This window comes from Burkholderia sp. WAC0059 (genome assembly GCF_002870125.1).
Lineage (GTDB): Bacteria > Pseudomonadota > Gammaproteobacteria > Burkholderiales > Burkholderiaceae > Paraburkholderia.
In genome coordinates, this window is sequence record NZ_PNEO01000006.1 from 100,762 (window position 1) to 124,415 (window position 23,654).

At 69.2% G+C, this 23,654-nt stretch carries 19 protein-coding genes and 1 pseudogene; 14 read left to right on the forward strand and 6 right to left on the reverse strand.

The genetic code is table 11. The features are described 5' to 3' along the window. Positions 1-46: 46 nt before the first annotated feature. The 4 genes from CY652_RS08170 to CY652_RS08185 all read left to right on the forward strand — a co-directional run bounded on the left by CY652_RS08170 (position 47) and on the right by CY652_RS08185 (position 6,643). On the forward strand, positions 47-1,267 hold the full coding sequence (locus CY652_RS08170; protein WP_102130213.1) for a pyridoxal-phosphate-dependent aminotransferase family protein: 1,221 nt from the start codon (positions 47-49) through the stop codon (positions 1,265-1,267). Further along, positions 1,267-2,058 (forward strand): 2-keto-4-pentenoate hydratase, encoded by a 792-nt coding sequence (locus CY652_RS08175; protein WP_102130214.1) that lies wholly within the window; start codon positions 1,267-1,269, stop codon positions 2,056-2,058. The genes CY652_RS08170 and CY652_RS08175 overlap by 1 nt, the downstream gene beginning before the upstream one ends. Positions 2,059-2,084: 26 nt before the next feature. Then, positions 2,085-5,117, forward strand: a complete 3,033-nt coding sequence (locus CY652_RS08180) for an FAD-binding and (Fe-S)-binding domain-containing protein (protein WP_102130215.1) — start codon at positions 2,085-2,087, stop codon at positions 5,115-5,117. Positions 5,118-5,350: 233 nt separating this feature from the next. Continuing rightward, positions 5,351-6,643 (forward strand): MFS transporter, encoded by a 1,293-nt coding sequence (locus CY652_RS08185; protein WP_102130216.1) that lies wholly within the window; start codon positions 5,351-5,353, stop codon positions 6,641-6,643. Positions 6,644-6,748: 105 nt separating this feature from the next. Here the strand turns inward: CY652_RS08185 and CY652_RS08190 are convergent, their stop codons facing one another. From CY652_RS08190 to CY652_RS08205, 4 genes are all read right to left on the reverse strand, one after another. Then, a complete protein-coding gene (locus tag CY652_RS08190; protein ID WP_102130217.1) occupies positions 6,749-7,537 on the reverse strand; it encodes a class II aldolase/adducin family protein in 789 nt (262 codons plus the stop codon). A gap of 85 nt (positions 7,538-7,622) precedes the next feature. Further along, positions 7,623-8,948 carry an MFS transporter gene (locus CY652_RS08195; RefSeq protein WP_102130218.1) on the reverse strand — a complete coding sequence of 442 codons (1,326 nt, stop codon included), beginning with the start codon at positions 8,946-8,948 and terminating at the stop codon, positions 7,623-7,625. Between the two features lie 72 nt (positions 8,949-9,020). Continuing rightward, a complete protein-coding gene (locus tag CY652_RS08200; RefSeq protein ID WP_102130219.1) occupies positions 9,021-10,382 on the reverse strand; it encodes an MFS transporter in 1,362 nt (453 codons plus the stop codon). A 51-nt stretch (positions 10,383-10,433) separates the two neighbouring features. Further along, positions 10,434-11,447: a D-2-hydroxyacid dehydrogenase gene (locus CY652_RS08205; protein ID WP_258002234.1), complete on the reverse strand. Its 1,014-nt coding sequence runs from the start codon at positions 11,445-11,447 to the stop codon at positions 10,434-10,436. 344 nt (positions 11,448-11,791) lie between these two features. On the opposite strand from CY652_RS08205, the gene CY652_RS08210 reads away from it, so the two are divergent. Both CY652_RS08210 and CY652_RS08215 read left to right on the forward strand, forming a co-directional pair. Further along, positions 11,792-12,685, forward strand: a complete 894-nt coding sequence (locus CY652_RS08210; protein ID WP_102130221.1) for an amidohydrolase family protein — start codon at positions 11,792-11,794, stop codon at positions 12,683-12,685. A gap of 132 nt (positions 12,686-12,817) precedes the next feature. Continuing rightward, positions 12,818-13,702, forward strand: coding sequence for a LysR family transcriptional regulator (locus CY652_RS08215; RefSeq protein ID WP_258002235.1), 885 nt, complete (start codon positions 12,818-12,820; stop codon positions 13,700-13,702). A gap of 43 nt (positions 13,703-13,745) precedes the next feature. Here CY652_RS08215 and CY652_RS08220 read toward each other — a convergent pair. Next, positions 13,746-14,784 (reverse strand): annotated as a pseudogene (locus CY652_RS08220) (hypothetical protein). A gap of 300 nt (positions 14,785-15,084) precedes the next feature. Next, on the reverse strand, positions 15,085-15,867 hold the full coding sequence (locus CY652_RS08225) for a MetQ/NlpA family ABC transporter substrate-binding protein (RefSeq protein WP_258002242.1): 783 nt from the start codon (positions 15,865-15,867) through the stop codon (positions 15,085-15,087). 390 nt (positions 15,868-16,257) lie between these two features. Here CY652_RS08225 and CY652_RS08230 point away from each other — a divergent pair, with 390 nt between their 5' ends. From CY652_RS08230 to CY652_RS08265, 8 genes are read left to right on the forward strand one after another with little or no spacing between them, the layout of a single operon-like run. Beyond that, positions 16,258-17,016 carry a GntR family transcriptional regulator gene (locus CY652_RS08230; RefSeq protein ID WP_102130223.1) on the forward strand — a complete coding sequence of 253 codons (759 nt, stop codon included), beginning with the start codon at positions 16,258-16,260 and terminating at the stop codon, positions 17,014-17,016. Beyond that, complete coding sequence (locus CY652_RS08235; RefSeq protein WP_102130224.1) at positions 17,013-17,756, forward strand: ABC transporter ATP-binding protein; 744 nt, start codon at positions 17,013-17,015, stop codon at positions 17,754-17,756. Before CY652_RS08230 ends, CY652_RS08235 begins: the two co-directional genes overlap by 4 nt. Positions 17,757-17,758: 2 nt before the next feature. Further along, complete coding sequence (locus CY652_RS08240) at positions 17,759-18,532, forward strand: ABC transporter permease (RefSeq protein ID WP_102130225.1); 774 nt, start codon at positions 17,759-17,761, stop codon at positions 18,530-18,532. Between the two features lie 19 nt (positions 18,533-18,551). After that, a complete protein-coding gene (locus CY652_RS08245) occupies positions 18,552-19,571 on the forward strand; it encodes an ABC transporter substrate-binding protein (RefSeq protein WP_219723715.1) in 1,020 nt (339 codons plus the stop codon). Positions 19,572-19,630: 59 nt separating this feature from the next. Next, positions 19,631-20,635 (forward strand): zinc-binding dehydrogenase, encoded by a 1,005-nt coding sequence (locus CY652_RS08250; RefSeq protein WP_180970481.1) that lies wholly within the window; start codon positions 19,631-19,633, stop codon positions 20,633-20,635. 23 nt (positions 20,636-20,658) lie between these two features. Then, positions 20,659-21,099 (forward strand): PaaI family thioesterase, encoded by a 441-nt coding sequence (locus tag CY652_RS08255; protein ID WP_102130228.1) that lies wholly within the window; start codon positions 20,659-20,661, stop codon positions 21,097-21,099. Positions 21,100-21,113: 14 nt separating this feature from the next. After that, a complete protein-coding gene (locus CY652_RS08260; RefSeq protein ID WP_102130229.1) occupies positions 21,114-21,878 on the forward strand; it encodes a VOC family protein in 765 nt (254 codons plus the stop codon). Continuing rightward, complete coding sequence (locus tag CY652_RS08265) at positions 21,875-23,437, forward strand: class I adenylate-forming enzyme family protein (RefSeq protein WP_102130230.1); 1,563 nt, start codon at positions 21,875-21,877, stop codon at positions 23,435-23,437. Before CY652_RS08260 ends, CY652_RS08265 begins: the two co-directional genes overlap by 4 nt. The last annotated feature ends 217 nt before the right edge of the window (positions 23,438-23,654 follow it).

A 23,654-nucleotide genomic window follows, 5' to 3' on the forward strand; every position in this document is an offset into this window, starting at 1 on the left:
ATTGCATTAGATTATTTTGCATGCAAAATTCAAAAGAGGTTCTGTCATGCTGAAGCTCGACTTCCATCCTGCCGGTCGCCACCTGCTCCAGATTCCCGGCCCGAGTCCCGTTCCCGACCGCATTCTGCGCGCCATCAGCTATCCGACCATCGACCATCGCGGGCCGGAATTCGGCGCGCTCGGGCTCAAGGTGCTCGACGGCATCAAGAAGGTCTTCAAGACCGCGCAGCCGGTCGTGATCTACCCGGCTTCGGGCACCGGCGCCTGGGAGGCCGCGCTCTCCAACACGCTGAGCCCCGGCGACAAGGTGCTGATGTACGAAACCGGCCACTTCGCCACGCTCTGGAAGAAGCTGGCCGAGAACCTCGGCCTGAAGCCCGAGTTCCTCGGGCTGCCCGGCATCGAGGGATGGCGGCGCGGCGTGCAGCCGGACATGATCGAGGCGCGCCTGCGCGAGGACAGCGCGCACGAGATCAAGGCCGTCTGCGTCGTGCACAACGAAACCTCGACGGGCGTGACGTCCGACATCGCCGCCGTGCGCCGCGCGATCGACGCCGCCCATCACCCGGCGCTGCTGCTCGTGGACACGATTTCGGGCCTCGCCTGCGCCGACTACCGCCATGACGAGTGGGGCGTCGACGTCACGGTGTCGGGCTCGCAGAAGGGCCTGATGCTGCCGCCGGGCATCAGCTTCAACGCCGTCTCCGCGAAGGCGCTGGCCGCGAGCGCGAAGGCGAAGCTGCCGCGCGCATTCTGGGGCTGGGGCGAGATCATCGAGCTGAACCGCCAGGGCTACTGGCCGTACACGCCGAACACGAACCTGCTCTACGGCCTGCACGAAGCCCTCGACATGCTGTTCGAGGAAGGCCTCGACAACGTGTTCGCGCGCCACCAGCGGCTCGGCGCCGCCTGCCGCGCGGCCGTGAACGCCTGGGGGCTCGAGGTGCTGTGCGTCGATCCGGCCGTCTTCTCGCCGGTGCTCACGGGCGTCGTGACGCCCGACGGCGTGGATGCCGACGCGGTGCGCCGCGTTATCTACGAGCACTTCGACATGTCGCTCGGCACGGGTCTCGGCAAGGTGAAGGGGCGCATCTTCCGCATCGGCCATCTCGGCGAGTGCAACGATCTCTCGCTGATGGCGACGCTTTCGGGCTGCGAAATGGGCCTCAAGCTCGCGGGCGTGCAACTGGCCGGCAGCGGCGTGAGCGCGGCGATGGATTACCTGACGAGCCACGTCGCGCGGCCGTCGCTGAAGGCGGCCGCCTGATGAACGCCCACGCACAGCCTTCCGCCGGGTCCGGCGCATCGGCGTCGCTGCTGGCGCAGCGGTTGATCGACTGCCGCGCGAGCGGCGGCCTGCTCGACGCGGCCGAGCCGACGCTGCGGCCCGCGAGCGCCGACGAGGCCTACGCGATCCAGCACGACACGCTGCGCCTGCTGTCGGCGTCGGTCGGCGGCTGGAAGGTCGGCGCGAAGTCGACCGAAGGCGGCCCGATTCAGGGCGCGCCGTTGCCGGCCGACGGCGTCTTGCCGGGCGGCGCGACGCTCGCGTACGGCCGCCTCGTCAAGCCGCTGCTCGAACTGGAGGTCGCATTCAAACTCGGCCGCCGTTTCGAGCCGCAGAGCGGTCCTTATAGCGACGAGGCCGTGATCGGCGCCATCGAATCCGTGCACGCGGCGATCGAGGTGGTGTCGAGCCGCTTTCGCCAGTGGCCCGACATCGACCGTTTCCAGCAGCTCGCCGATTTGCAGAATCACGTCGCGCTGATCGTCGGCGAGGGCGTGCGTTACGACGCCGCCTGGCCGTTCGTGCGGCCGTCGATGACGTTCACGTTCGAGGGCGCGAGCGCGTTCGGGGGCGTGCCGGCCAATCCGGCCGGCGATCCGCGCCGCCTGCTCGGCTGGATCGTCAATCACTGCGTTTCGCGCGGCCTCGCGCTCGAACGCGGCACCGTGCTGACCGCGGGTTCGTACACGGGCCTTTACCCCGTCGCGGGCGCGGGCACGGCGCGCGGCGTCGTCGAGGGCCTGCCGCCCGTGCAGGTGAGCTTCGTCTAACGGTTCTCTTCCGACCCGATCCGCCGATGCTGACGCCCACTTCCCGCTCCCTCGTCAAGCCGGTCCATCTCGTGAGCCCGACCGCGCGCGCGGCGCTTACGCCGCTCGCGCAGCGTCTGAGCCGCGAGTTGCGCGGCGACGTGCTGTTCGGCCGCGCGGACCGCGCGCGCTACGCGACCGACGCCTCGATCTACCAGATCACGCCGATCGGCGCCGTGGTGCCGAAGGACCAGGACGACCTGCTGCTCGCGCTCGACATCGCGCGCGACAGTAAAGTGGCCGTGCTCGCGCGCGGCGCGGGCACGAGCCAGTGCGGGCAGACCGTCGGCGAAGCACTTGTGATCGACACGAGCAAGTGGCTCAACAACGTCGTCCACTTCGATGCCGGGGCGCGCACCGTCACGGTCGAGCCCGGCGTCGTGCTCGACCACCTGAACGCCTGGCTCAAGCCGCACGGCCTCTGGTTTCCCGTCGACGTCTCGACGAGCGCGCAATGCACGATCGGCGGCATGGCCGGCAACAACTCGTGCGGTTCGCGCTCGATCGAGTACGGGATCATGGTCCACAACGTCGAGGCCATCGACGCCGTGCTCGCCGACGGCCATCGCGCGCGCTTCGCGGCGCTCTCGCAGATGCCGGGCGACGCGCGCACGCGCGAGCTGATCGACGGCGTGCGGCGCATCGCCGAGCGCGAGCGCGACGAGATTCGCGAGCGCGTGCCGAAGGTGTTGCGGCGCGTGGCCGGCTACAACCTCGACCTGTTCGACTGCCAGAGCCCGCTCGCGTTCGATACGTACGGCGAGCCGAATCTCGCGAACCTGCTCGTGGGCTCCGAGGGCACGCTCGCGTTCAGCCGGCAACTGGTGCTCAAGCTTTCGCCGCTGCCCGCGCACAAGACGCTCGGCGTCGTGAACTTCCCGACGTTCTACGACGCGATGGACATGACGCAGCACATCGTGAAGCTCGGTCCCGTCGCGGTCGAACTGGTGGACCGCACGATGATCGACCTCGCGCTCTCGAACCCGGCGTTCCGTCCGGTGATCGAGACGGCGCTCGTCGGCGAGCCGGAGGCGATCCTGCTCGTCGAGTTCGCGGGCGAGCATCGCGACGAGCAGGTCGAGAGGCTCGCGGGGCTCGTCGAGCTGATGGGCGACCTGGGGCTGCCGGGCAGCGTCGTCGAGATGCCCGACGCGGCGCGCCAGAAGGCGCTCTGGGAAGTGCGCAAGGCCGGCCTCAACATCATGATGAGCATGAAGGGCGACGGCAAGCCGGTCTCGTTCATCGAGGACTGCGCGGTGCCGCTCGAACATCTCGCCGAGTACACGAGCCGCCTGACCGAGGTGTTCCACCGGCACGGCACCGAGGGCACCTGGTATGCGCACGCGAGCGTCGGCACGCTGCACGTTCGGCCGATTCTCGACATGCGCCGCGACGGCGCGCAGAAGATGCGGGCCATCGCGGAAGAAGCGGCGGCGATGGTGCGCGAGTACAAGGGCGCGTATTCGGGCGAGCACGGCGACGGGCTGTGCCGCGGCGAGTGGGTCGCCTGGCAGTACGGACCGAAGCTGAACGCGGCGTTCGCCGGGATCAAGGCGCTGTTCGATCCGGAGAACCGGATGAGCCCGGACCGGATCGTGCGCCCGCCGAAGATGGACGACGCGACGAACTTCCGCTTCGCGCCCGGCTACCGCGAGATCGACTTCAGGCCGCAGCTCGACTGGTCGGCCTGGAACGTGACGCGCGACCCGCTCGACGGCACGCAAGGCGCGCCGGGCTCGGCCGGCGACCACAGCCACGGCCTCGCCAAGGCCGTCGAGATGTGCAACAACAACGGCCATTGCCGCAAGTTCGACGCGGGCACGATGTGCCCGAGCTATCGCGTGACGAAGGACGAGCAGCACGTCACGCGCGGCCGCGCCAACACGCTGCGCTTCGCGATCTCCGGCCAGCTCGGCGAGGAGGGGCTCGCGAGCGAGGACGTGAAGGCGGCGCTCGATTTGTGCGTGTCGTGCAAGGGCTGCAAGCGCGACTGCCCGACCGGCGTGGACATGGCCCGCATCAAGATCGAGGCGCGCGCCGCCTGGCGCGCGCGTCACGGCCTGCGCACGCGCGAGCGCCTCGTCGCCTATCTGCCGCGCTACGCGCCGCTCGCGAGCCGCGTGCCGTTCCTGTTCGACGCCGTCGAGCGCGTGCCGCGCGTCGCGGCGTGGTTCAAGGCGCGTCTCGGCCTCGCCGCCGGCCGCCGTTTCCTGCGCCTCGGCCGGCCGTTCCTGCCGGCGACGACGCGCGGGGCCGCGGCATCGGGCGCGCAGGCGGCCGTCGCCGCGAAGGAAGTGCTGCTCTTCGTCGATACGTTCAACAACTACGTCGAGCCCGACAATGCCCGCGCCGCGCGGCGCGTGCTCGAAGCCGCGGGCTACACGGTGCATCTGAACGTGAAGGCGGGCGAGCGCCCGCTGTGCTGCGGCCGCACGTTCCTCTCGGCCGGGCTCGTCGACGAGGCGAAAGCCGAGGCGCGCCGCACGCTCGACACGCTGATGCCCTATGTGGAGCGCGGCGTGGCGATCGTCGGGCTCGAGCCGTCCTGCCTGCTTTCGCTGCGCGACGAGTTTCTCGGCTACGGTTACGGCGAAGCGGCTGGGCGTCTTGCGCAGGCTTCGTTCCTGTTCGAGGAATTCCTCGTGCGCGAGCACAAGGCCGGGCGGCTCGACCTGCCGCTCAAGCCCATCGACCGGCGGAAGGCGCTCGTGCACGGCCATTGCCACCAGAAGGCGTTCGACGCGCTGCGGCCCGTCGAGACCGTGCTCGGCTGGATTCCGCAACTGGAGGTGAGCGTCGTGGAATCGTCGTGTTGCGGGATGGCGGGCAGCTTCGGTTACGAGGCCGAGCACTACGCGGCCTCGCAGGCGATGGCGGAGCTTTCGCTTCTGCCGGCCGTGCGCGAGGCGCCCGACGCGCTGATCGTCGCCGACGGCACGAGCTGCCGGCATCAGATCGCGGACGGCGCGGCGCGATCCGCTTTGCACGTGGCGCGCGTGCTGGAGTCGGCGTTGAGGTAAAAACACTCTAAAGCAGAACGAATCGAAAATCGACCAACCCGAAGGCGGACGACAGATCCGCCGTTACGGAGACAGACATGACGATACGAACGTACGAACGCGCAGTTCCCTGACGCTTTCCGTACGGCGGGACAGACCGGCCGCAGAGCGGGCCGCTCCCCGGCCGGGCAGAAAAAAGCGCCGCACGCCGGTGCGGACCCCGTCGAAGAACGTATCCATGAGAGGAGACGAAGATGTTCCGTCGAGCCACCACGCGCGTGCTGCTGCTGCTCTGCGCGATGTACATGATCACCTATGTCGATCGCGTCAACGTCAGCACGGCGGCCAGCCAGTTCGGCCCCGAGCTGCACCTGTCGCACACCCAGGTCGGCTTCGTGTTTTCCGCCTTCGCGTGGCCTTATCTCGTGTTCCAGATTATCGGCGGATGGGTCGGCGACCGCTTCGGGCCGCGCCGCACGCTCGCGCTCTGCTCGATCATCTGGGCCGGGGCGACGGTGATGACCGGCCTCTCGGGCGGCTTCGTCTCGCTGATTGTCGCGCGCCTGCTGCTCGGCTTCGGCGAGGGCGCCACGTTCCCGACCGCCACGCGCGCCATGTCGAACTGGATGCCGGCCGAGACGCGCGGTTTCGCGCAGGGCATCACGCACGCGGCCTCGCGCATCGGCAACGCGGTCGCGCCGCCGCTCATCGTCTGGCTGATGCTGACGACGGGCTGGCGCGGCTCGTTCATCGCGACCGGGATCGCGAGCTTCCTCTGGGCGCTCGTCTGGATCTGGTATTTCCGCGACGATCCGCGCGACCACCCGCGCATCACCGATGGCGAGTGCGCTGCGCTCGCCACCTATTCGGGCGTGAAGGAGCGCGCGCCGGTGCCGTGGCGGCGCCTGTCGTTCCGCATGGCGCCCGTCACGCTCGTCTATTTCTGCTACGGCTGGGTGCTGTGGCTCTTTCTCGGCTGGATTCCGCAGTATTTCCTGCACAACTACCACATGCAGCTCGGCAAGTCGGCGCTGTTCTCCTCGGGCGTGTTCTTTGCCGGTGTGCTCGGCGACTGGCTCGGGGGCGCCCTGACCGACCGCATCCTGCGCCGCACGGGCCGCGTGCGGCTTGCGCGCAACGCGATGGTCGGCGTCAGCATGTTCTTCACGCTGCTCTCGCTCGCGCCGATCCTGTTCGTTTCGAACATCTCGGTGACGCTCGCCGCCCTGTGCCTGAGCGCCGGGTTCTTCTTCAACGAAATGACGATCGGGCCGATGTGGGCCGTGCCGATGGACATCGCGCCGAAATACGCGGGCACGGCGAGCGGCATCATGAACACGGGCTCGGCGCTGGCGGCCATCGTCAGCCCGACGCTGGGCGGCTGGCTCATCGACCGCACCGGCAACTGGAACCTGCCGTTCACGTTCTCGATGGCGCTGATGGCGGTCGGCATCGTGCTCTCGTTCACGATGCGCCCCGACCGCGTGATGCTGACCGACGAGGACGCCGAGCGCGCGAAGACGGCGACGCTGGGCAAGTTCGTCTGAGGGGGACGCGGCGTCGGGCGCGAGGCGCGGGCCGGCGGCGTTCGATCGATGCGCGCGGGCGCCGCCGGCCCGGCCCGCGCTCTGCGCACGTCGGGCCGCGTGCGGTCAGCTCCTGTAGCTGGCGTCGATACGGTCGAGCTTGCGCAGCAGCGCGGGCCATTCGAGCACGCCGTAGGGCCGCCGCGTCTGCGGCTGATAGTTCAGGTAGGTTTCTTCCAATACCGTTTCCGGCACCTCGTTGAGCTCGACGCCGCAAGCCATGGCGGCGAGCTGCGACTTGCACGAGAGCTCCAGCCGGTGCATCGCGTTGAAGGCCTCGGCAATCGTGCGGCCGACCGTCAGCAGGCCGTGATTGCGCAGGATGAGCGCGTTGTTTTCGCCGAGGTCCTCGACGAGCGAGGCGCGCTCTGTCAGGTCGAGCACGACGCCGCGATACTCGTGATAGCCGATCCGGTAGAAGCGCATGGCGGTTTGCGTCACCGGCAGCAGCCCGCACTTGAGCGCCGAGACGGCCATGCCCGGCCAGCTATGGGTATGGATCACGCAGGCGATCTCGGGCTTGGCCTCGTGGATCGCGCCGTGAATCACGTAGCCGGCGCGGTTGATGCCGTAGTCCGCGCCCACGAAAGCGGGCTTGCTCAGGATCTGGCCGTCGCTGTCGATCTTGATGAGGCTAGAGGCCGTGATCTCCTCGTACATCATGCCGTAGGCATTGATGAGAAACGCGTCGTGCTCGCCCGGCACGCGCACCGAGATATGGTTGGCGGCCATGTCGGACATGCCGTAGAGCGCGACGAGACGGTAGCAGGCGGCGAGATCGACGCGCATCTGCCATTCCTCTTCGGAACAGTGTCCGCGCATCGACGAGATGGAAAACTCGGGGGTCGGTTTCATGGATGGCTCCTACAGGTCAGGGTCCGGGCGACGCGCGCCCGGACGGGTGGAACGGTGAAAGGATGGACGAAGCGTGCGGGCGCGTTCATGCGGGCATCTTCGAGTCGCCGCGGCGCAGGCACAGGGCCGCCACGAGCGTGCAGGCGATGCAGGCCGAGGCGTACAGATAGAAGCCCGCTTCGTGGCCGATGCTCTTGAACCAGAGGCCCGCGTAGCCGGCCGTGCCGCCGAAGAGCGCCGTGGCGATCGAATAGGGCACGCCCACGCCGAGCGCGCGCAGCCGCGTCGGGAAGAGCTCGGCCTTGGCGAGCGAGCAGACCGAGGTGTAGCCGCAGACGATCAGCAGCGCGGCCGAGAGCAGCACGAACGCCGCCGTTTCGCTGCGCGTGTGCGCGAGCGCGGCGAGCAGCGGCCAGGTGCCGAACGTGCCGCCCACGCCGAACGCGATCAGCAGCGGCCGCCGGCCGACGAGGTCCGAAATCGCGCCGAAGAGCGGCTGCACGACCATGAAGAGCGTGAGCGTCGAGAGCGACACCCACGCGGCGCGCTCGGGGTTGAGCCCCACCGTGTTGACGAGGTAGCTGTGCATGTACACGGTGTAGGTGAAGAATGCGAGCGTGCCGCCCGTCGTGATGCCGAACACGAGCGCGACGGCGCGCTTGTGGTGGCGCAGCTCGCCGAGCCCGACGCCGCGTTTGGCCGTTTCCGACAGGTGGCGGAAGTCGGGCGTCTCGTCGATGTTGCGGCGTACCCACCAGGCGACGAGCGCCAGCGCTGCGCCGATGAGGAACGGTACGCGCCAGCCCCAGGCGTCGAGCTGCGCGCGCGAGAAGACGAGTTCCTGAAGCACGACCTGCACGAGCGTCGCGAGCAGTTGACCGAGAATCAGCGTGACGTAGTGGAAGCTGGTGTAGAAGCCGCGATGGCCGGGCTTCGCGATCTCGCTCAGATAGACCGAGCTCGCGCCGTACTCGCCGCCGAGCGAGAAGCCCTGCACGAGGCGCGAGAGCAGCAGCACGAACGGCGCGGCGAGGCCGATCTGCGCGTAGGCGGGGCACAGGCCGATGGCGAGCGAGCCGCCGCACATCAGGACGACCGACAGCGTGAGGCCGGCGCGCCGGCCGCGCCGGTCCGCGTAGAGGCCGATCAGCCAACTGCCGATGGGGCGCAGCAGGAAGCCGAGCGCGAACACGGCGGCGGTGCTCAGGAGCTGGATCGTGCGGTTTTCGCGCGGAAAGAACGAGGCGGCGAAGTAGACCGAGAACGTCGTGTAGACGTGGAAGTCGTACCACTCGATCAGGTTGCCGATCGAGCCGCCGACGATCGAGCGCGTCGCGCGCCGCGCCGGCGAGACGGCGCGCTCGCCGGCGGCCGCCCCGGCGGCGCCGGCCGTCGCGTGAAGATCGTTCATGACTGTCTCCTTGAATAAGGGTGGACGGCCTTTCTGCGAGGCCATGCGTCAGGTTCCGCAGCAGGTCGGGCATCAAGCCGGTCCCGAGCGGATCAGGCGGGCGGGGAACGACACCAGCAGGACGACCGCGCCGCAGCAGACGACGGCGCCGAGCACCACGAGGCCGATGCCGAAGCCGGCCGCGCCGCGGCTCATCCAGCCGAGCGCGGCGGTGCTGAGCGCGCCGCCGAGCGAACCGATCACGTTGATGAGGGCGATGCCGCCCGCGGCCGTCTCGCGCGGCAGGTAGGTCGGCGGGATCGACCAGAACACGGAGAGGCACGAATAGTGCCCGGCCGAGGCGACGGCCAGCAGCGCGACGGCGACGACCGTGTCGTGGCGAAAGAGCGGCAGCAGCGCGAGCGCCGCGGCGGCGCAGACGAGCGAGACGGCCGCGTGCCAGCGGCGCTCCAGCGTGCGGTCCGAGTGGCGGCCGACGGCCAGCATCACGAGGATGCCGACGAACGCCGGGATGCCCGCCAGCACGCCGACGTTGACCACGTGCGCGATGCCGGAGTCGCGGATGACGGCCGGCGCCCAGAACGCGAGCGTGTTGCCGAGCGAGAAGCTGCAGGCGAACGTGAAGCCGGCGCAGAACACGCGCGGGTCCGAGACGACGGCGCGAAACGGCGCGTGCTTGACACGGCGCGTCTTGCGGTTTTCGTCGCGTTCGAGGTCGGCGAGGATGAACGCGCGCTCGGTGCCGTCGAGCCACGGCGCCTTTTCGGGGCGGTCGCTGAGCACGAGAAACAGCACCACGCCGAAGAGGGCCGAGGGCAGCCCTTCGAGCAGGAAGAGCCACTGCCAGCCGTGCAGCCCGAATTGACCCTGGAACGCGTGCATGATCCAGCCCGAGACCGGCGTGCCGACCGTGGCCGCGATCGGAATGCTCAGATAGAAGATCGAGGTCATGCGCGCGCGGCGCCGGGCCGGGAACCAGTAGCTCAGGTAGAGGAAGATGCCCGGCGTGAAGCCGGCCTCGGCCACGCCGATCAGAAAGCGCACCGCGTAGAACTGCACCGGCGTGCGCACGAACATCGTCAGCGTCGAGAGCAGGCCCCAGGCCAGCATGATGCGCAGGAAGGTCTTGCGCACGCCGATGCGGTCGAGCATCAGGTTGCTCGGAATCTCGAACAGCACGTAGCCGACGAACAGCAGGCCCGCGCCGAGACCGTAGGCGGCGTCGCTGAAGCCGAGGTCGGACTTGAACTCGAGTTGCGCGATGCCGATGTTGATGCGGTCGAGGTAGTTGAGGATGTAGCCGAACACCAGCAGCGGCAGGATGCGCAGCGCCACCTTGCGGTACAGCGCGCGTTCGTATTCGGCCTCGGCGGCGGCCGGGCCGATGCTCGCGCCCTGGGGGGGAGCGGGAGGCGAGTCGATGCTGAACGCCATGGGGGTGTCTCCGGTTTTATTGGCTTGTTTTGTGGGGGTGGTCCGTTTTGTTCAGGCTGCGGCCGGTTGCGGGGGCACCGCGTTGACGAGCGGCACGCCGCGCTTCCAGCGGGCGAGGTTGTCGAGCCAGATGCGGCCGACGGCGTCGTAGTAGCTGTCGGAATGTCCCGCCGTGTGCGGGGAAATCAGCACGCCCGGCAGGTCCCAGAGCGGCGACGCGGCATCGAGCGGTTCGCGCTCGAACACGTCGAGCCAGGCGCCCGCGAGCGCGCCGCGCGAGAGCGCGTCGGCGAGCGCCGCTTCGACGACCACTTCGCCGCGCGCCACGTTGACGAGATGCGCGCGCGCCGGCAGTCGCGCGAGACGGCGCGCGTCGACGAGGCGGGCCGTGAGCGGCGTGAGCGGGCAGGCCAGGATCAGCCAGTCCGTTTGCGGCAACGCCTCGTCGAATTGCGCGAACGTAACGAACGCAGGGGGCCGCGCTTCGCCGGCCGGTGCCGGCGCTGGCGGGGGCGCTTCGCGGCGCACGACGGTCACGTTCATCTCCAGCGCGCCGAGCAGGCGGGCGAGCCGCTGGCCGATCGGGCCGTAGCCGACGACGAGCGCGTGTTGGCCCGCCAGATCGCGCGGCGTGTCCTCGCCGAAGTTCGGTTGCCAGGCGTGGCGGCGCTGGGCCTCGTACAGCGGGACGAAGCGGCGCGCGAGTGCGAGCAGGCCGCCGAGCGCCGATTGCGCGACGGCCCCCGCGTTGGCGCCCGAGGACGTCGTCACCGTCACGCCGCGTTGCAGCAACTCCGCGAAGATCGGCCGGTCCGTGCCGGCCGAGTGCGCCTGCACCCAGCGAAGGCGCGTCGAGCGGCGCAGCACGGCGTAGAAGGCGAGCAGTTCGTCGCTGGGCGCGGCCTTGGTCGAGCGGCCCGTCACGTCGCGGCTGATGAACGCGATGTCGGCCTGCCGGTCGGGCCCGTCGCCGGGCGTGAAGATCCGGTGCGGGGTATCGCCGAGCACGTTCGCGACCGCGTCGCCGAAGCGCTCGGCCGCCGCTCGCGAGAGCAGAATGTCCAAGGCCTGTTGTCTCCGTATCTTGTTCGAATCGTGGGGTATCTCTGCCGGGAAAAGCAGACCCCCCCTGCGCAAATTGTGGCGCCTCCGCACGGGGCCGCTGCGCATTTTGGCGAATGCAGCGTTTCCATTTGGAGAACGCTCGCCGGGCAAACGGTCCTTACCATGCCTGCATACGGTCCGTTGCGCAGGCGGCGTTTCGACGGTCGTGCCCGGCGTGGCCGTCGTGGCCTGCCGTGCACGCGGGAACCGGTCCGGCGCGCCGCGCTGCATGCCCGCATGCTTACGTTGTAGTCTGTACGAAGCGTTTTTGCCGTTCGTTCAATTCAACTGAATACCCGTTCACGATGACTAGACCCTGCCTCGGCCCGCTTCCTCCTCCCGCCGCCGTGCCGTTCGCGGTGCCGCCGCTTGCGTGCGATTGCCACGCGCACGTATTCGGTCCCTACGGGTTTTTCCCGCTGGCCGACGAGCGCAGCTATACGCCGCCCGAGAATCCGCCGGCGCGCTTCGTCGCCCAGCTCGACGCGATGGGCTTCGCGCGCGGCGTGGCGGTGACGGCGAGCGTCTACGGCACCGACAACCGTTCGCTCGTCGATGCGTTGCAACGCTATCCGGCGCGGTTGCGCGGCGTGGCCGTGCTGGCCGGCGACACGCCCGAGGCCGAACTCGACCGTCTCACGCAATGCGGCGTGCGCGGCGCGCGCTTCAATCTGTACCGGCGCGACGGCCGCAACGTCTATCGCAACGGCTCGGGGCTCGACGATCTGCGCGCGCTCGCGCCGCGCCTCGCGGCACGCGGCTGGCACGCGCAGATCTGGGTGCACGCGCCCGATCTGCCCGAACTCGCGCCGGTCTTGCGCGCGCTTTCGATCGGGCTCGTGATCGACCATATGGGCCGCATGAGCGTGGCGCGCGGCACGGCCGACGCCGGTTTTCAGTGCCTGCTGTCGATGCTGGCCGACGGCTCGGCCTGGGCCAAGGTATCGGGCGCGGACCGCGTCTCGGAAGCCGGCGCGCCCTACGACGACGTGACGGACTTCGAGGCGGCGATTCTCGCGGCCAATCCGGAGCAGGTGGTGTGGGGCAGCGACTGGCCGCACGTCAATTATTTCGAGGCTGCCCGGATGCCCGACGACGGCGCGCTCTTCGCGCACTTCGTGCGCGCGGTGCCCGATGCCGCGCGGCGCGAAGCCGTGCTCGTGCACAACCCGGCCCGGCTCTACGATTTTCCCGTCTGAACCGGCGCCAGGCGTTCCTGGCGGCTGCGGCGCGTCGGCGAGCGAGCGCGGGGCCTCGCGTATCATGAGTCCGCGACGATGCGCGGACTGTCCCGCTCGTCCGACCCCGCCCCGTCACGGATGGCTGCGCGCATGAAAATGGATTTACCCGGTCTCCAGATGCTGGTGGCCGCCATCGAGTCGAAGAGCCTCTCGAAGGCCGCGGATCGCGAAAACCTGGCCACCTCGGCGGCCAGCAAGCGGATCACCGAACTGGAGCGTCGCCTCGGCGCCGTGCTGCTCGTGCGCCACGGCCGGGGCGTCGAGCCGACGCCGGCGGGCGTCGCGCTCTATCACCGCGCCAAGGCCATCCTGCGCAGCGTCGAGCTCGCGCAGCACTGCGTGGCCGAGTTCGGCTCGGGCGGCATGCCGAAGATCCGGCTCGCCGCCAACCGCTCGTCGATCATCCAGTTCTTGCCGGCCGCGCTGAGCCGCTATTTCTCGAGCGAGCCCGGCGCGCAGATCGAGCTGCAGGAACGGTACAGCTACGACATTCCGCGGCTCGTCATCGACGCCGAGGCGGACCTCGGCATCTACCACGCGACGACGCCGGCGCCGGGCGTCCACTCGGTTCCCTGGCAGCAGGACCGCGTGGTGCTCGTCGTGCCGCTCGACCATCCGCTCGCCCGCCGCGACGAGACGACGCTCGAAGCGGCCAACGACTATCCGTTCGTCGGCTACTTTCCGCGCCATTCCTACGAGGCCTTTCTTTCGCTGGCCGAGGCGGGGCTTTCGCGGCCGCTGAACGTGCGCATCGAGGTGTCGAACTACGAAGCGCGCTGCCGCATGATTCGCGAGGGCATCGGCATCGGCATCATGCCGGAGCTCATCGCGGCCTCCTATCTCGCCCGCTACGGGCTCAAGGCCATCCGCCTGCTCGACGACTGGGCCGTCCGGCAGTTCTTTCTCTGCACGCGCGGCCGCGGCGAGGTCGGCCCCGAGCTCGCCGCGTTCATGGCGCATCTGTTGGCCGCGTGAACGTATCGCCGCTTTTGCTTTGCCCGTCCGTCAGGACGTCGGCTCAGCCCGCCGGAATCGTGACGATGGGCGCCTTCGCGTCCTGGTCGGCTTCCGCGAGCGCGATCAGGTTTTGCAGCACCGTGAACGCGTATTTCGAATCGAAGTCGGTGCGCCCGATCCAGTATTGCCAGCCGTCGTAGGGGATCGTCACGTAGGCGTCGTCGGGCGCCTGGCGGCCGACGCGGACGACGACCGTCGGGCGCGTCTCGCCGCCGACGAGCTGCACGGTCGGCTTCGTCGAGCCGCTGTCGATGTCGACCTGCGGCACTTCGATCTGCGAGCCCAGGTTGCTCAGCATGCCGAGGATCGAGCGCGTGACGAGCGGTACGCGGTCCTGCCCGCTCGCCGTAGTCGATTTCGTATTCGCTCCTGTTCGCCGACAGATGCAGCAGGCGGCGCACGCGCGCCATGTCGGCGTTCGACTGCGTGGCGTCGTTGCCCGACTGCCCGCCCATGACGAGGAAGATCTGTTCGTCATGCTGGGCGTTCTGCGTGTAGCGGAACGTGAGCTTGCCGGCAAGCTGCAGTTCCCGCAGCAGTCGCAGCAGCTCGAAGAAGCCGGGCGAGCCGTTGCTGTCGGGGCCGCCGAGCGGCGTGTCGTTCTGCAGCCCGCCGATGGACTGCACCGACAGCCGCAGCAGCAAATCGATGGGGATGCCGCTGTCCGCGAGCGGCAGCACGAGCGTGGGCGACAGCGGCCGGATGTAGGCGCTCGCGTAGGCTTCGCCTGTCGTCGGCGTGAACGTGAAGGTCGGATGGTTCCCGTAGGAAACGGTGCCCGCGGCCTCGGCATAGCTGCCGACCGTGCGCGAGCCGGCGTTCAGCGTCGGGCCGCCGCTCGCGTCGAACTGATAGGCGGCGATGATCTGCGTGACGGTGACGAACGCGGGAACGTCGCCGTAGCGCAGGCCGACGATCATCGCGAGCATCTCGCGCTTTTTCGCGTCGCCGAGCGCGCGCGCATAGTCGACCTGGTCGGCGCGCAGGTCGTGCATGCCGAACGAGGCGCAGCCGGCCGTCGTCGTGAGCGCGGCCAGCATCGCGAAGAACGAAAGGCATTTGAAGGCGGCAGTCTTTTTCATCGTGTCGTCGGGAACACAGTGGGCCGCGCCGTGCGCGGCGGACCGAAACGGGAAGGCATCCCGGGAGATGCCCGGGAAGGTGTCCAAAAGCGGGCCAGGAGCCGGTGCGGCCGGGCCTGCCGTCGGGCGCCTTCGCCTTAGCAAGCCGCGCGCCCGGACCGGCGTATCGACGACGTACGAACGAAAAGCGGCGGACTGCCGGCCGCCGCTTTCGGGGGGATGTCGGGGTGGATTCGGGGGGAAAGGCGGGCGCCGCGTTCAGAACGCCGGGATGATCGCGCCTTTGTAGCGGGTGAGGATGAACTGCCGGACCTCGTTCGACTGATAGGCGCTCACGAGTTCGCGGACCCACGGTTTCCCGGCGTCCTGCGCTCGCACGGCGATGAGGCAGGCGTAGACGCTCGAGCCGTCTTCCCTGAGGATCGGGTCGCGCGCCGGGTCGAGGCCGGCCTTGATCGCGTAGTCGGCGTTGACGGTCGCGGCGTCGAAGTCGTCGAGCGTGCGCGGCAACTGGGCCGCGTCCACCTCGGTGAAGCGGAAGTGCTTCGGGTTCGAGGCGATGTCGAGCGGCGTGGCGTTGATGCCCGTGACCGGATCGATGCCCGAGCGCAGCGTGATCGCGCCGGCCTTCTGCTGCAGCAACAGCGCGCGGCTCTCGTTGGCCGGGTCGTTGGGAATGCCGATCCGCGCGCCGTCGGGCAGGTCGGCGAAGTGCCGGTACTTTTTCGAGTAGAGGCCGAGCGGCCCGATCCAGGTCCGGCCGATGCCGACCAGATGGTAGCCGCGCGCGCGGATCTGCGAGGCGAGGAACGGACGATGCTGGTAGCTGTTCGCGTCGAGATCGCCGGCGTCGAGCGCGGCGTCGGGCTGGATGTAGTCGTTGAACGACACGATCTGGATGTGCAGGCCGTATTCGCGCTCGGCCACCTGCTTGACGACCTCGAAAATCTCCTCGTGCGGCCCGCTCGTGACGCCGACCTTGAGCACCTTGTTCGCGCCCTGAGCGCTGTCGGCGGCATGGGCGGCCCCGACGACGAGCAGCGAGACGGCGGCGGCCCGCAGGACGTGGCGGATCGGGCGGACGAGGCGGATCAGGAAGGACACGGTGGGCACGGACGTTTCCTCGTTCGGGCTGAAAGAAAGCCGTCAATCTAGCCGTGGCCGCCGCTTTCGCGAACCAAGCAATTCGACTATGCAAAGTGCGCGACGGCAAATGAACGGGATATCCGCCCGACGCCAGTCCCGGGTCTTTCAATCCATTCCGGTCCATAGAAGAAGATTCATGCGGCAGGCACGTAAGCTGCTCACGATATCGGGATTGCGTACATTGTTCCCATGATTTTTTCGTTATCAAATCGGACAGCGATCTCTACGATGGCGTCTTGAGTTTTCCAGATTGGACTTGTGAGCTGCTCACCGGGCGAATTGTCGATGATTCACGAAAACGCAGCCGGCGGCCAGTCGGCGTCGCACGAAGCGCCTCCCCGCGAAGCGACGGGCTCGCGCGGCGACGACGCCTACGAGCGCATCCGCCGCGACGTGCTCTCCTGCCGCTTCATGCCGGGCTCGACGCTGACCGAAAGCCAGCTCATGACGGACTACGGCATCGGCAAGAGCAGTTGCCGCATCGCGCTCGTGCGGCTCGTGCACGAAGGGTTCGTGCGCGCGATGCCGCGCCAGGGCTATCGCGTCTCGCCCATCACGCTGCGCGACGTCGAGGAGGTGTTCTCGCTGCGCGTGCAGCTCGAACCGCTCGCCGCGCGCCTGGCCTGCGGGCGCGTCGACGTCGCGCTGCTCCGGCGCCTCGAGGCGGCTTGCCGCGTGCGCTATCCCGAGCGCGCGCTCTCGGACCAGATCGACGTGTTTCTCGACGCGAACCGCGAATTCCATCTCGCCATCGCGCAGGCCAGCGGCAACGAGCGCCTGCACCGCACGCTCGCGAACCTGATCGACGAGATGTCCCGGTTCGTCGCGCTCGGCTTCGGCGTGCAGGGCACGAAGCCCGAGATCAAGCACGATCACAACGCGATGATCGACGCGTTCGAGGCCGGCGACGGGCGCCGCGCCGAAACCATCGCGCGCCGTCACATCGAGACGTTCCGCGACATGACGATGGAGAAGGTCTACGCGAGCCTGTCGAGCGCGGGCGCGTCGCTGCCGGTATTTACCGTGGCGGAGCTGCGCCGGTGAGCGCGGCCGCCATTTCGCTGCGCGGCGTCGCCAAGCGCTTCGGCACGCTCGACGTGCTCGAGGGCATCGAGTTCGACGTCGCCGCGGGCGAGACCGTCGCGCTGCTCGGCACTTCCGGTTGCGGCAAGAGCACCTTGCTCAACATCGTGGCCGGCCTGGTCGACCCCGACGGCGGCGAGCTCTGGCTCGACGGCGCGCGCGCGGCGCGCCTGAAGGACCGGCGCGGGCTCGCCTACATGTTCCAGGAGGACCGCCTGCTGCCGTGGCGCAGCGTGCGCGCCAACGCCGAGTTCGGCCTCGAGGCGGCGCGGCCGGCGCTGGCGGCGCGCGAGCGCCGCGCACGGGCCGAGGCCGCGCTCGACATGGTCGGCCTCAGCGGGTTCGCCGAGCGCTATCCGCACCAGCTCTCGGGCGGCATGCGCAGTCGCGTGGCGCTTGCGCGCAGCCTCGTCGGCGAGCCGCAGGTCCTGCTGATGGACGAGCCGTTCTCGAAACTCGATCCGCAAACGCGTTCGCAGATGCACGACGAGCTGCTGCGCCTGCGCGCGCTGCAGCAGATGACGGTGCTCTTCGTCACGCACGACGTCGAGGAGGCCGTCGTGCTGGCCGACCGCGTCGTCGTGCTCGCGCCGCGTCCGGGCCGCGTGCGCGAGATCGTGCCCATTACGCTGCCGCGGCCGCGGCGCGCCACCGACCCCGAGGTGGCCGAAGCCATCCGCCAACTGCGTCTTCTCATCTGACGATGTCCACCCTGTTTCGTTCTTCCTTCGCGACTGCGGCCGCGCAGCGCGCGGTGCTCGTCGCGCTGCTTGTCGCCGTCTGGTGGCTGGCGTCGCTGCACATGCCCGAGTTCGTGCTGCCCGGTCCGCCGAAAGTGCTTGCGGCGCTCGTTTCGCTCGTCAACGGCGGCACGTTCTTCGACGACCTCGGCGTCACGATGTACCGCGTCTGCATGGGCTTCGTGCTGGCCGCGCTCGCCGGCGCGCCGCTCGGCATCGTGCTCGGCTCGAACCCGCGCGCCGCGCGCTTCTTCGAGCCGCTGCTTTCCATCGTCAACACGGTGTCCTCGGCGATCTGGGCCGTGTTCGCGATCATCTGGTTCGGCATCTCGAACGCGACGACGGTGTTCGTCGTCTTCATGACGGCGATGCCGCTGATCCTCACCAACGTCTGGCAGGGCGCGCTGACGGTGGAGCGCCAGCACGTCGAACTCGCGCACAGTTTTCATATGTCGGGCGCGCAGATCATGCGCAAGATCTATCTGCCGACGATCCTGCCGCACTTCTTCTCGGGCGCGCGACTTGCGTTCGGTTTCGGCTGGCGCGTCTCGCTCGTCGCGGAGACGATCGGCTCGTCGAACGGCATCGGCTACCGGCTGCGCCAGGCGGCCGACCTCGTGCAGACCGACCAGGTGTTCGCCTGGACGCTCACGCTCGTCGTGCTGATGCTGCTCATCGAGGCCGGCATCCTGAAACCGCTTGAACGACGCCTCTTTCGCTGGAAAAAAACGGACTGACGACAGACGGGGTAATGCCATGCAACTGACTGCTTTCATGAAACGGGCCGCGCGTTCGGCCGCGGTAACGATCGCGACGACGGCCGCGCTCGTCGCCGTCGCCGCGCCCGGCACGGCGCACGCGGCCGACACGATCCGGATCGGCTACTGGACGAGCGGCGTGAGCCTCGGCTTCGGCGCCGTGCTCGAAGCGCAGAAGTTCCTCCAGCAGGAGGGGATCGACGCCCAGTTCGTGCACTTCGCCGACGTCAACGCGCCGAACCGCGCGCTGGCCGCGAACGCCATCGACTTCGCGTTCGCCGCGCCGGCCGCGGCCGTGTTCAGCACGGCGTCCGAGGGCGTGCCGGTGCGCATCGTGCTCGCCACGCAGCCGGCCGACGTCGAGTTCGTCGCGCCCGCCGATTCGCCGATCCGCTCGCTCGCCGACCTGCGCGGCAAGAAGGTCGGCATGTCGCCGCCGGGCAGCTCGGTCGCGGCCATCGCGACGGCGGTGCTCGAAGGCAACGACGGCATCAGGAGCGGCGACTTCTCGCTCGTGCCCGGCAACGAGGCGCGGCTTGCGCAGTTCCTCGTGCAGAAGCAGGTGGACGCGGCGGCGCTGCGCACGGTCACGGTCGCGCAGTTGACGGAGCTGAAGGTCAAGCCGCTCGGCTCGTTCGGCGACGAGTGGAAGAAGCTCACGAAGTCCGACGCGACGCCCTACATCGGCGTGAGCGCCGTGCGCAGCGAGTATTTGCAGCAGCATCCGCAGGACGTGGCGAAAGTGATCGCCGCGATGCGCGACGCGCTGCAATGGGGCGCGTCGCATCACGCCGAAGTGTCGGCGATCCTGCAGAAGAGCGCGAACCTGCCGGCCGCCGATGCCGATGCCTACGCCGCGCGCTGGTCCGACATCAACCGCGTGACCTTCGAGCCCGTCGACATCGCGACGCTCGAGCGTGAGCACCAGATTTTCGTGACGGGCGGCGTCATTCAGGGCAACCTGCCGGCCGACCTGTTCGCGACGGGGCCTTACGAGGCGTCCCGCGCGCTCCACTGAAAACACGCCACCCATTCATCATCGGAGTTTTAGACATGGCAGCCTCCCTCCCGTCGACCATGCGCGCGCTCGTCCTCGACGCGCACGGCGACCTCGACCAGCTCAGGATCGTGGCCGACAAGCCCGTGCCGCGCGCCGAACCGGGCGGCGTGGTGATCCGCGTGCGCGCCTCGTCGTTCAACTATCACGACGTCTTCACGGTGAAGGGCATGCCCGGCATCAAGGTGCCGCTGCCGGTCGTGATCGGTCTCGACATGGCCGGCGAGATCGTCGAGACGGGAGCGGGCGTCGAAGGCTGGAAGGCGGGCGACCGCGTGCTCGTCAATCCGCTGAACCGTGCGAAAGGCCTGATGGGCGAGATGCTCGACGGCGGCATGGCCGAATACTGCGCGGTCTCGGCGGAGCAACTGATCGCGCTGCCCGGGGCCGTCAGCTTCGACGACGCGTCGGCGCTGCCGGTCGCCTACGGCACGGCGCATCGCATGCTCGTCACGCACAACACCGTCAAGGCCGGCGACCGCGTGCTGATTCTCGGCGCGAGCGGCGGCGTGGGCACAGCCTCGCTGCTGCTCGCGAAGCAGCTCGGCGCGGAGGTGATCGCCTGCGCCGGCAGCGACGGGAAGGCCGCGCAACTAAAGGCGCTCGGCGCCGATCACGTCGTCAACTACCGGACCACCGATTTTTCGAAGTGGGCCGTCGCGCAGTACGGCAAGCCGCAGCGGCGCAACTACGAGGGCGGCGTGGACGTGGTCGTGAACTTCACGGGCGGCGACACCTGGGTGCCGTCGCTGAAGTGCCTCAAGCGCGGCGGCACGCTGCTCGTCTGCGGCGCGACTGCCGGGCACGATCCGGCCGAGGATCTGCGCTACATCTGGAGCTTCGAGCTCAAGGTGATCGGCTCCAACAGCTTCTACGACGAGAACCTGCGCGCGCTGCTGGACCAGATCGCCGGGGGCCGGCTCAAGCCGTCGATCGACCGCGTGCTGCCGCTCGACGAGGCGGCCGAAGGCCTGCGCCTGATTCGCGATCGCGAAGTGCTCGGCAAGGTCGTCGTCAATCCCTGAATTTTCCGCGAGGAACCCGAATCATGAGCGAAACGAACCCGCCGGCGAATCTGCCGAATCCGCCCGACGCGCAGGCTATCGAAGCGCGCCTGCGGCGCGCACCCTTTCACGACTGGCTCGGCCTGAAGGTGATCTCGGTCGGCGAAGGCGAGATCGAACTGAGCGCGACGTGGCGCGAGGAATGGGTCGTCAATCCCGAGAAGCGCTACACGCACGGCGGCATTCTCGCCGCGCTCGTCGATCTCGCGGCCGACTGGGCGCTCGTCTCGAAGACGGGGCGCGGCGTGCCGACCATCGACCTGCGCGTCGACTATCACCGCGCCGCCTATCCGGGCGACCTGCGCGTGAAGGGCCGCGTGATCCGCTTCGGCTCGCAGGTGTCGAGCGCGGAGGCACAGGTGTTCGACGCCGACGGCAAGCTCGTCGCGAGCGGCCGGGGCGTCTATTCGACGGCGACGGCCTAGCCGGGGCGACGCCGATGCTCGAACTCGACCATCTCGTCATCAACACGCGCTTCGACACCGACGCGGCGCAGGCCACCTTCGAGCGGCTCGGCTTCACGGTGTCGCCGCGCGGCTATCACACGCTCGGCTCGATCAACCACGCGATCGTGTTCGACGGCCACTATCTGGAGCTGATCGGGCTGCCCGCCGACGGCCGCACGATTCGCGAGGAGATCGCGGCAAGCCCGCTCGGCGCGGACGGCCTCGTGTTTCGCAGCGACGATCCGCAGCGTACGTTCGAGACACTGCGCGCCGCGGGCTTCGAGGCGACGCCGCCGCAGTCGTTTTCGCGGCCCGTCGAGCCGCACGGCGACGCGCGCTTCGTCACCGTGCGGCTCGCGCCGGGGCAACTGCCCGGCGGTCGCGTCTATTTCTGCCAGCATCTGACGCCCGAACTCGTGTTTCGCGACGAATGGCGCACGCATCCGAACGGCGCTTTCGCGCTCGCGCGACTCCATCTCGTCGACGCGCCGCAGGACGCCTATGCGCGCCTCGGCGCGCTCGCGCCCGGGTTCGAGCTGACGTTCTGGTCTCGCGCGGCGTTCGATGCGCACTTCGGCGCGCTCGCGCATGCGCTGTCGACGCGCTCGCCGCGCTTCGCGGCCGTGACGATCCGCACGCCGCAATGGCATGAAATCGGCCGGCGGGCGGAGGCGGCGGGCCTGCCGTTCGAATGGCTTGAGGCGCGCAGCATCGTGCTGCTGCCGGCGTTCGACACGCTGCTGGAGTTCGTGCCATGACCGGGCCGGCCAATCTCGGCGCGCTGATCGACCGCGACGCCGACGCCGGCGAACTCGCGCTGGTCGAACTCGACGAGGCGCTCGAACCCGTGCAGTACCGCTTCGGCGATCTCGACGCACTGGCCGACAGCGTTGCCGCGACGCTCGCCGGGCAATACGCGCGCGGCGAGCGCGTCGCGGTGCTGGCGGCGAATTCGGCCCGCTATGTGGCGACGGTGCTCGGCATCATGCGCGCGGGCCTCGTCGCCGTGCCCGTGAATTTTCGCTTTCCGCGCGAGCTGATCGCCGACGTAATTGCCGACAGCGGCGCGCGGCTCGTGTTCTGCGACGCGCGCCGCGTCGCCGACTTGCCGGCGGGGCTGCCCGGCGTCGTGTTCGACGTGGGCGACGGGCGGGCCGGGGCGCTGCCGGCCGGCGTCGCGACGTTCTCGACGTTCGTCGCGGCGGAAGAGGGCGTGCGCTTCGAGGCCGTCGAGCCCGCGCCCGGCGAGGCGGCGCTGATGCTCTACACGTCCGGCTCGACGGGCCGGCCCAAGGGCGTGGTGCTTTCGCACGAGAGCCATCTCTGGGTCGTGCGCACGCGCCTGAAGTCGCAGCCGCTCGCCGGCGAGCGTGTGCTGATCGCCGCGCCGCTCTTTCACATGAACGCGCTGGCGCTCGCGTTTCTCGCGCTGGCCGCGCGCGCGACGACGGTGATGCTGCCGCAGTTCGGCGCGGCCAACTACATCCGCGCGATCGACGCGTGGCGCTGCACCTGGCTCACGGCCGTGCCGCCGATGATCGCGATGATGATGCAGGAACGCGCGTTGCTCGGGCAGACCGACCTTTCGTCGGTGCGCTACGTGCGCATGGGCTCGGCGCCCGTGAGCGCCGCGCTCTTCGACGCGCTTCGCGCGCTGCTGCCGAATGCGAAGGTCATCAACGCCTACGGCACGACCGAGGGCGGCCCCGTCGTGTTCGCGGCGCATCCGGACGGGTTGCCGACGCCGCCGCTTTCGGTGGGCGTCGCGCATCCGCTCGTCGATCTGCGTCTCGTCGACGGGCACGGCGCCGAGGCCGACGAGGGCGAGCTGCAACTGCGCAGTCCCGGCTTGATGAGCGGCTATCACAACCGTCCCGATCTGCCCGCGCCGATCACGGACGACGGCTACTACCGCACGGGCGACGTGTTCCAGCGCGACGGCAACGGCTTCTACACGTTCGTCGGCCGGCGCGACGACATGTTCGTCTCGGGCGGCGAAAACATCTACCCCGGCGACGTCGAACGGATGCTCGAACGTCACCCGTCGATCCAGCAGGCCTGCGTCGTGCCCGTGGACGATGCCATCAAGGGCACGAAGCCCGTGGCGTTCGTCGTGCTCAAGCCGGGCGCCGCGCTCGACGAAGCGCAGGTGAAGGCGTTCGCGCTGCGCCACGCGCCTGCCTACCAGCATCCGCGTCGCGTCTGGTTCGTCGCGGCGCTGCCGCTCGCCTCGACGAACAAGATCGACCGCGCAAGCCTGAAAAAGCGCGCGGCGGAGCAACTCGCGTCCGACGCGGCGGCGCACGGGGACGCCTGAACGAGCGGTGATTCGCGGCGCTGCGCGGCGAGCCGGAGAGGAGCGCCGCCGGCGCCCGAACCTTTCCGCTGCCCCGCGATTGGTTACAATTTCCGTTCGGTGCGGAGGCGCGAACGGCGCGCGCGAGCCGAGTTTGGCAACGGGCCCCCTAAAACGGGTCTATACTCACGGACGCATCCCGAAAGGCAGCGCCACGGGTCGCGCAGACCTTGCAGCA

Excerpts from the sequence above, each read along its gene's own strand:
- CY652_RS08180 (WP_102130215.1), top strand. The coding sequence starts at position 2,085 with ATGCTGACGCCCACTTCCCGCTCCCTCGTCAAGCCGGTCCATCTCGTG.
- CY652_RS08250 (WP_180970481.1), top strand. The coding sequence starts at position 19,631 with ATGCGCGCGCTCGTCCTCGACGCGCACGGCGACCTCGACCAGCTCAGG.
- CY652_RS08185 (WP_102130216.1), top strand. The coding sequence starts at position 5,351 with ATGTTCCGTCGAGCCACCACGCGCGTGCTGCTGCTGCTCTGCGCGATG.
- CY652_RS08170 (WP_102130213.1), top strand. The coding sequence starts at position 47 with ATGCTGAAGCTCGACTTCCATCCTGCCGGTCGCCACCTGCTCCAGATT.
- CY652_RS08230 (WP_102130223.1), top strand. The coding sequence starts at position 16,258 with ATGATTCACGAAAACGCAGCCGGCGGCCAGTCGGCGTCGCACGAAGCG.
- CY652_RS08175 (WP_102130214.1), top strand. The coding sequence starts at position 1,267 with ATGAACGCCCACGCACAGCCTTCCGCCGGGTCCGGCGCATCGGCGTCG.
- CY652_RS08200 (WP_102130219.1), bottom strand. The coding sequence starts at position 10,382 with ATGGCGTTCAGCATCGACTCGCCTCCCGCTCCCCCCCAGGGCGCGAGC.
- CY652_RS08210 (WP_102130221.1), top strand. The coding sequence starts at position 11,792 with ATGACTAGACCCTGCCTCGGCCCGCTTCCTCCTCCCGCCGCCGTGCCG.
- CY652_RS08240 (WP_102130225.1), top strand. The coding sequence starts at position 17,759 with ATGTCCACCCTGTTTCGTTCTTCCTTCGCGACTGCGGCCGCGCAGCGC.
- CY652_RS08215 (WP_258002235.1), top strand. The coding sequence starts at position 12,818 with ATGAAAATGGATTTACCCGGTCTCCAGATGCTGGTGGCCGCCATCGAG.
- CY652_RS08255 (WP_102130228.1), top strand. The coding sequence starts at position 20,659 with ATGAGCGAAACGAACCCGCCGGCGAATCTGCCGAATCCGCCCGACGCG.
- CY652_RS08195 (WP_102130218.1), bottom strand. The coding sequence starts at position 8,948 with ATGAACGATCTTCACGCGACGGCCGGCGCCGCCGGGGCGGCCGCCGGC.
- CY652_RS08190 (WP_102130217.1), bottom strand. The coding sequence starts at position 7,537 with ATGAAACCGACCCCCGAGTTTTCCATCTCGTCGATGCGCGGACACTGT.
- CY652_RS08245 (WP_219723715.1), top strand. The coding sequence starts at position 18,552 with ATGCAACTGACTGCTTTCATGAAACGGGCCGCGCGTTCGGCCGCGGTA.
- CY652_RS08260 (WP_102130229.1), top strand. The coding sequence starts at position 21,114 with ATGCTCGAACTCGACCATCTCGTCATCAACACGCGCTTCGACACCGAC.
- CY652_RS08265 (WP_102130230.1), top strand. The coding sequence starts at position 21,875 with ATGACCGGGCCGGCCAATCTCGGCGCGCTGATCGACCGCGACGCCGAC.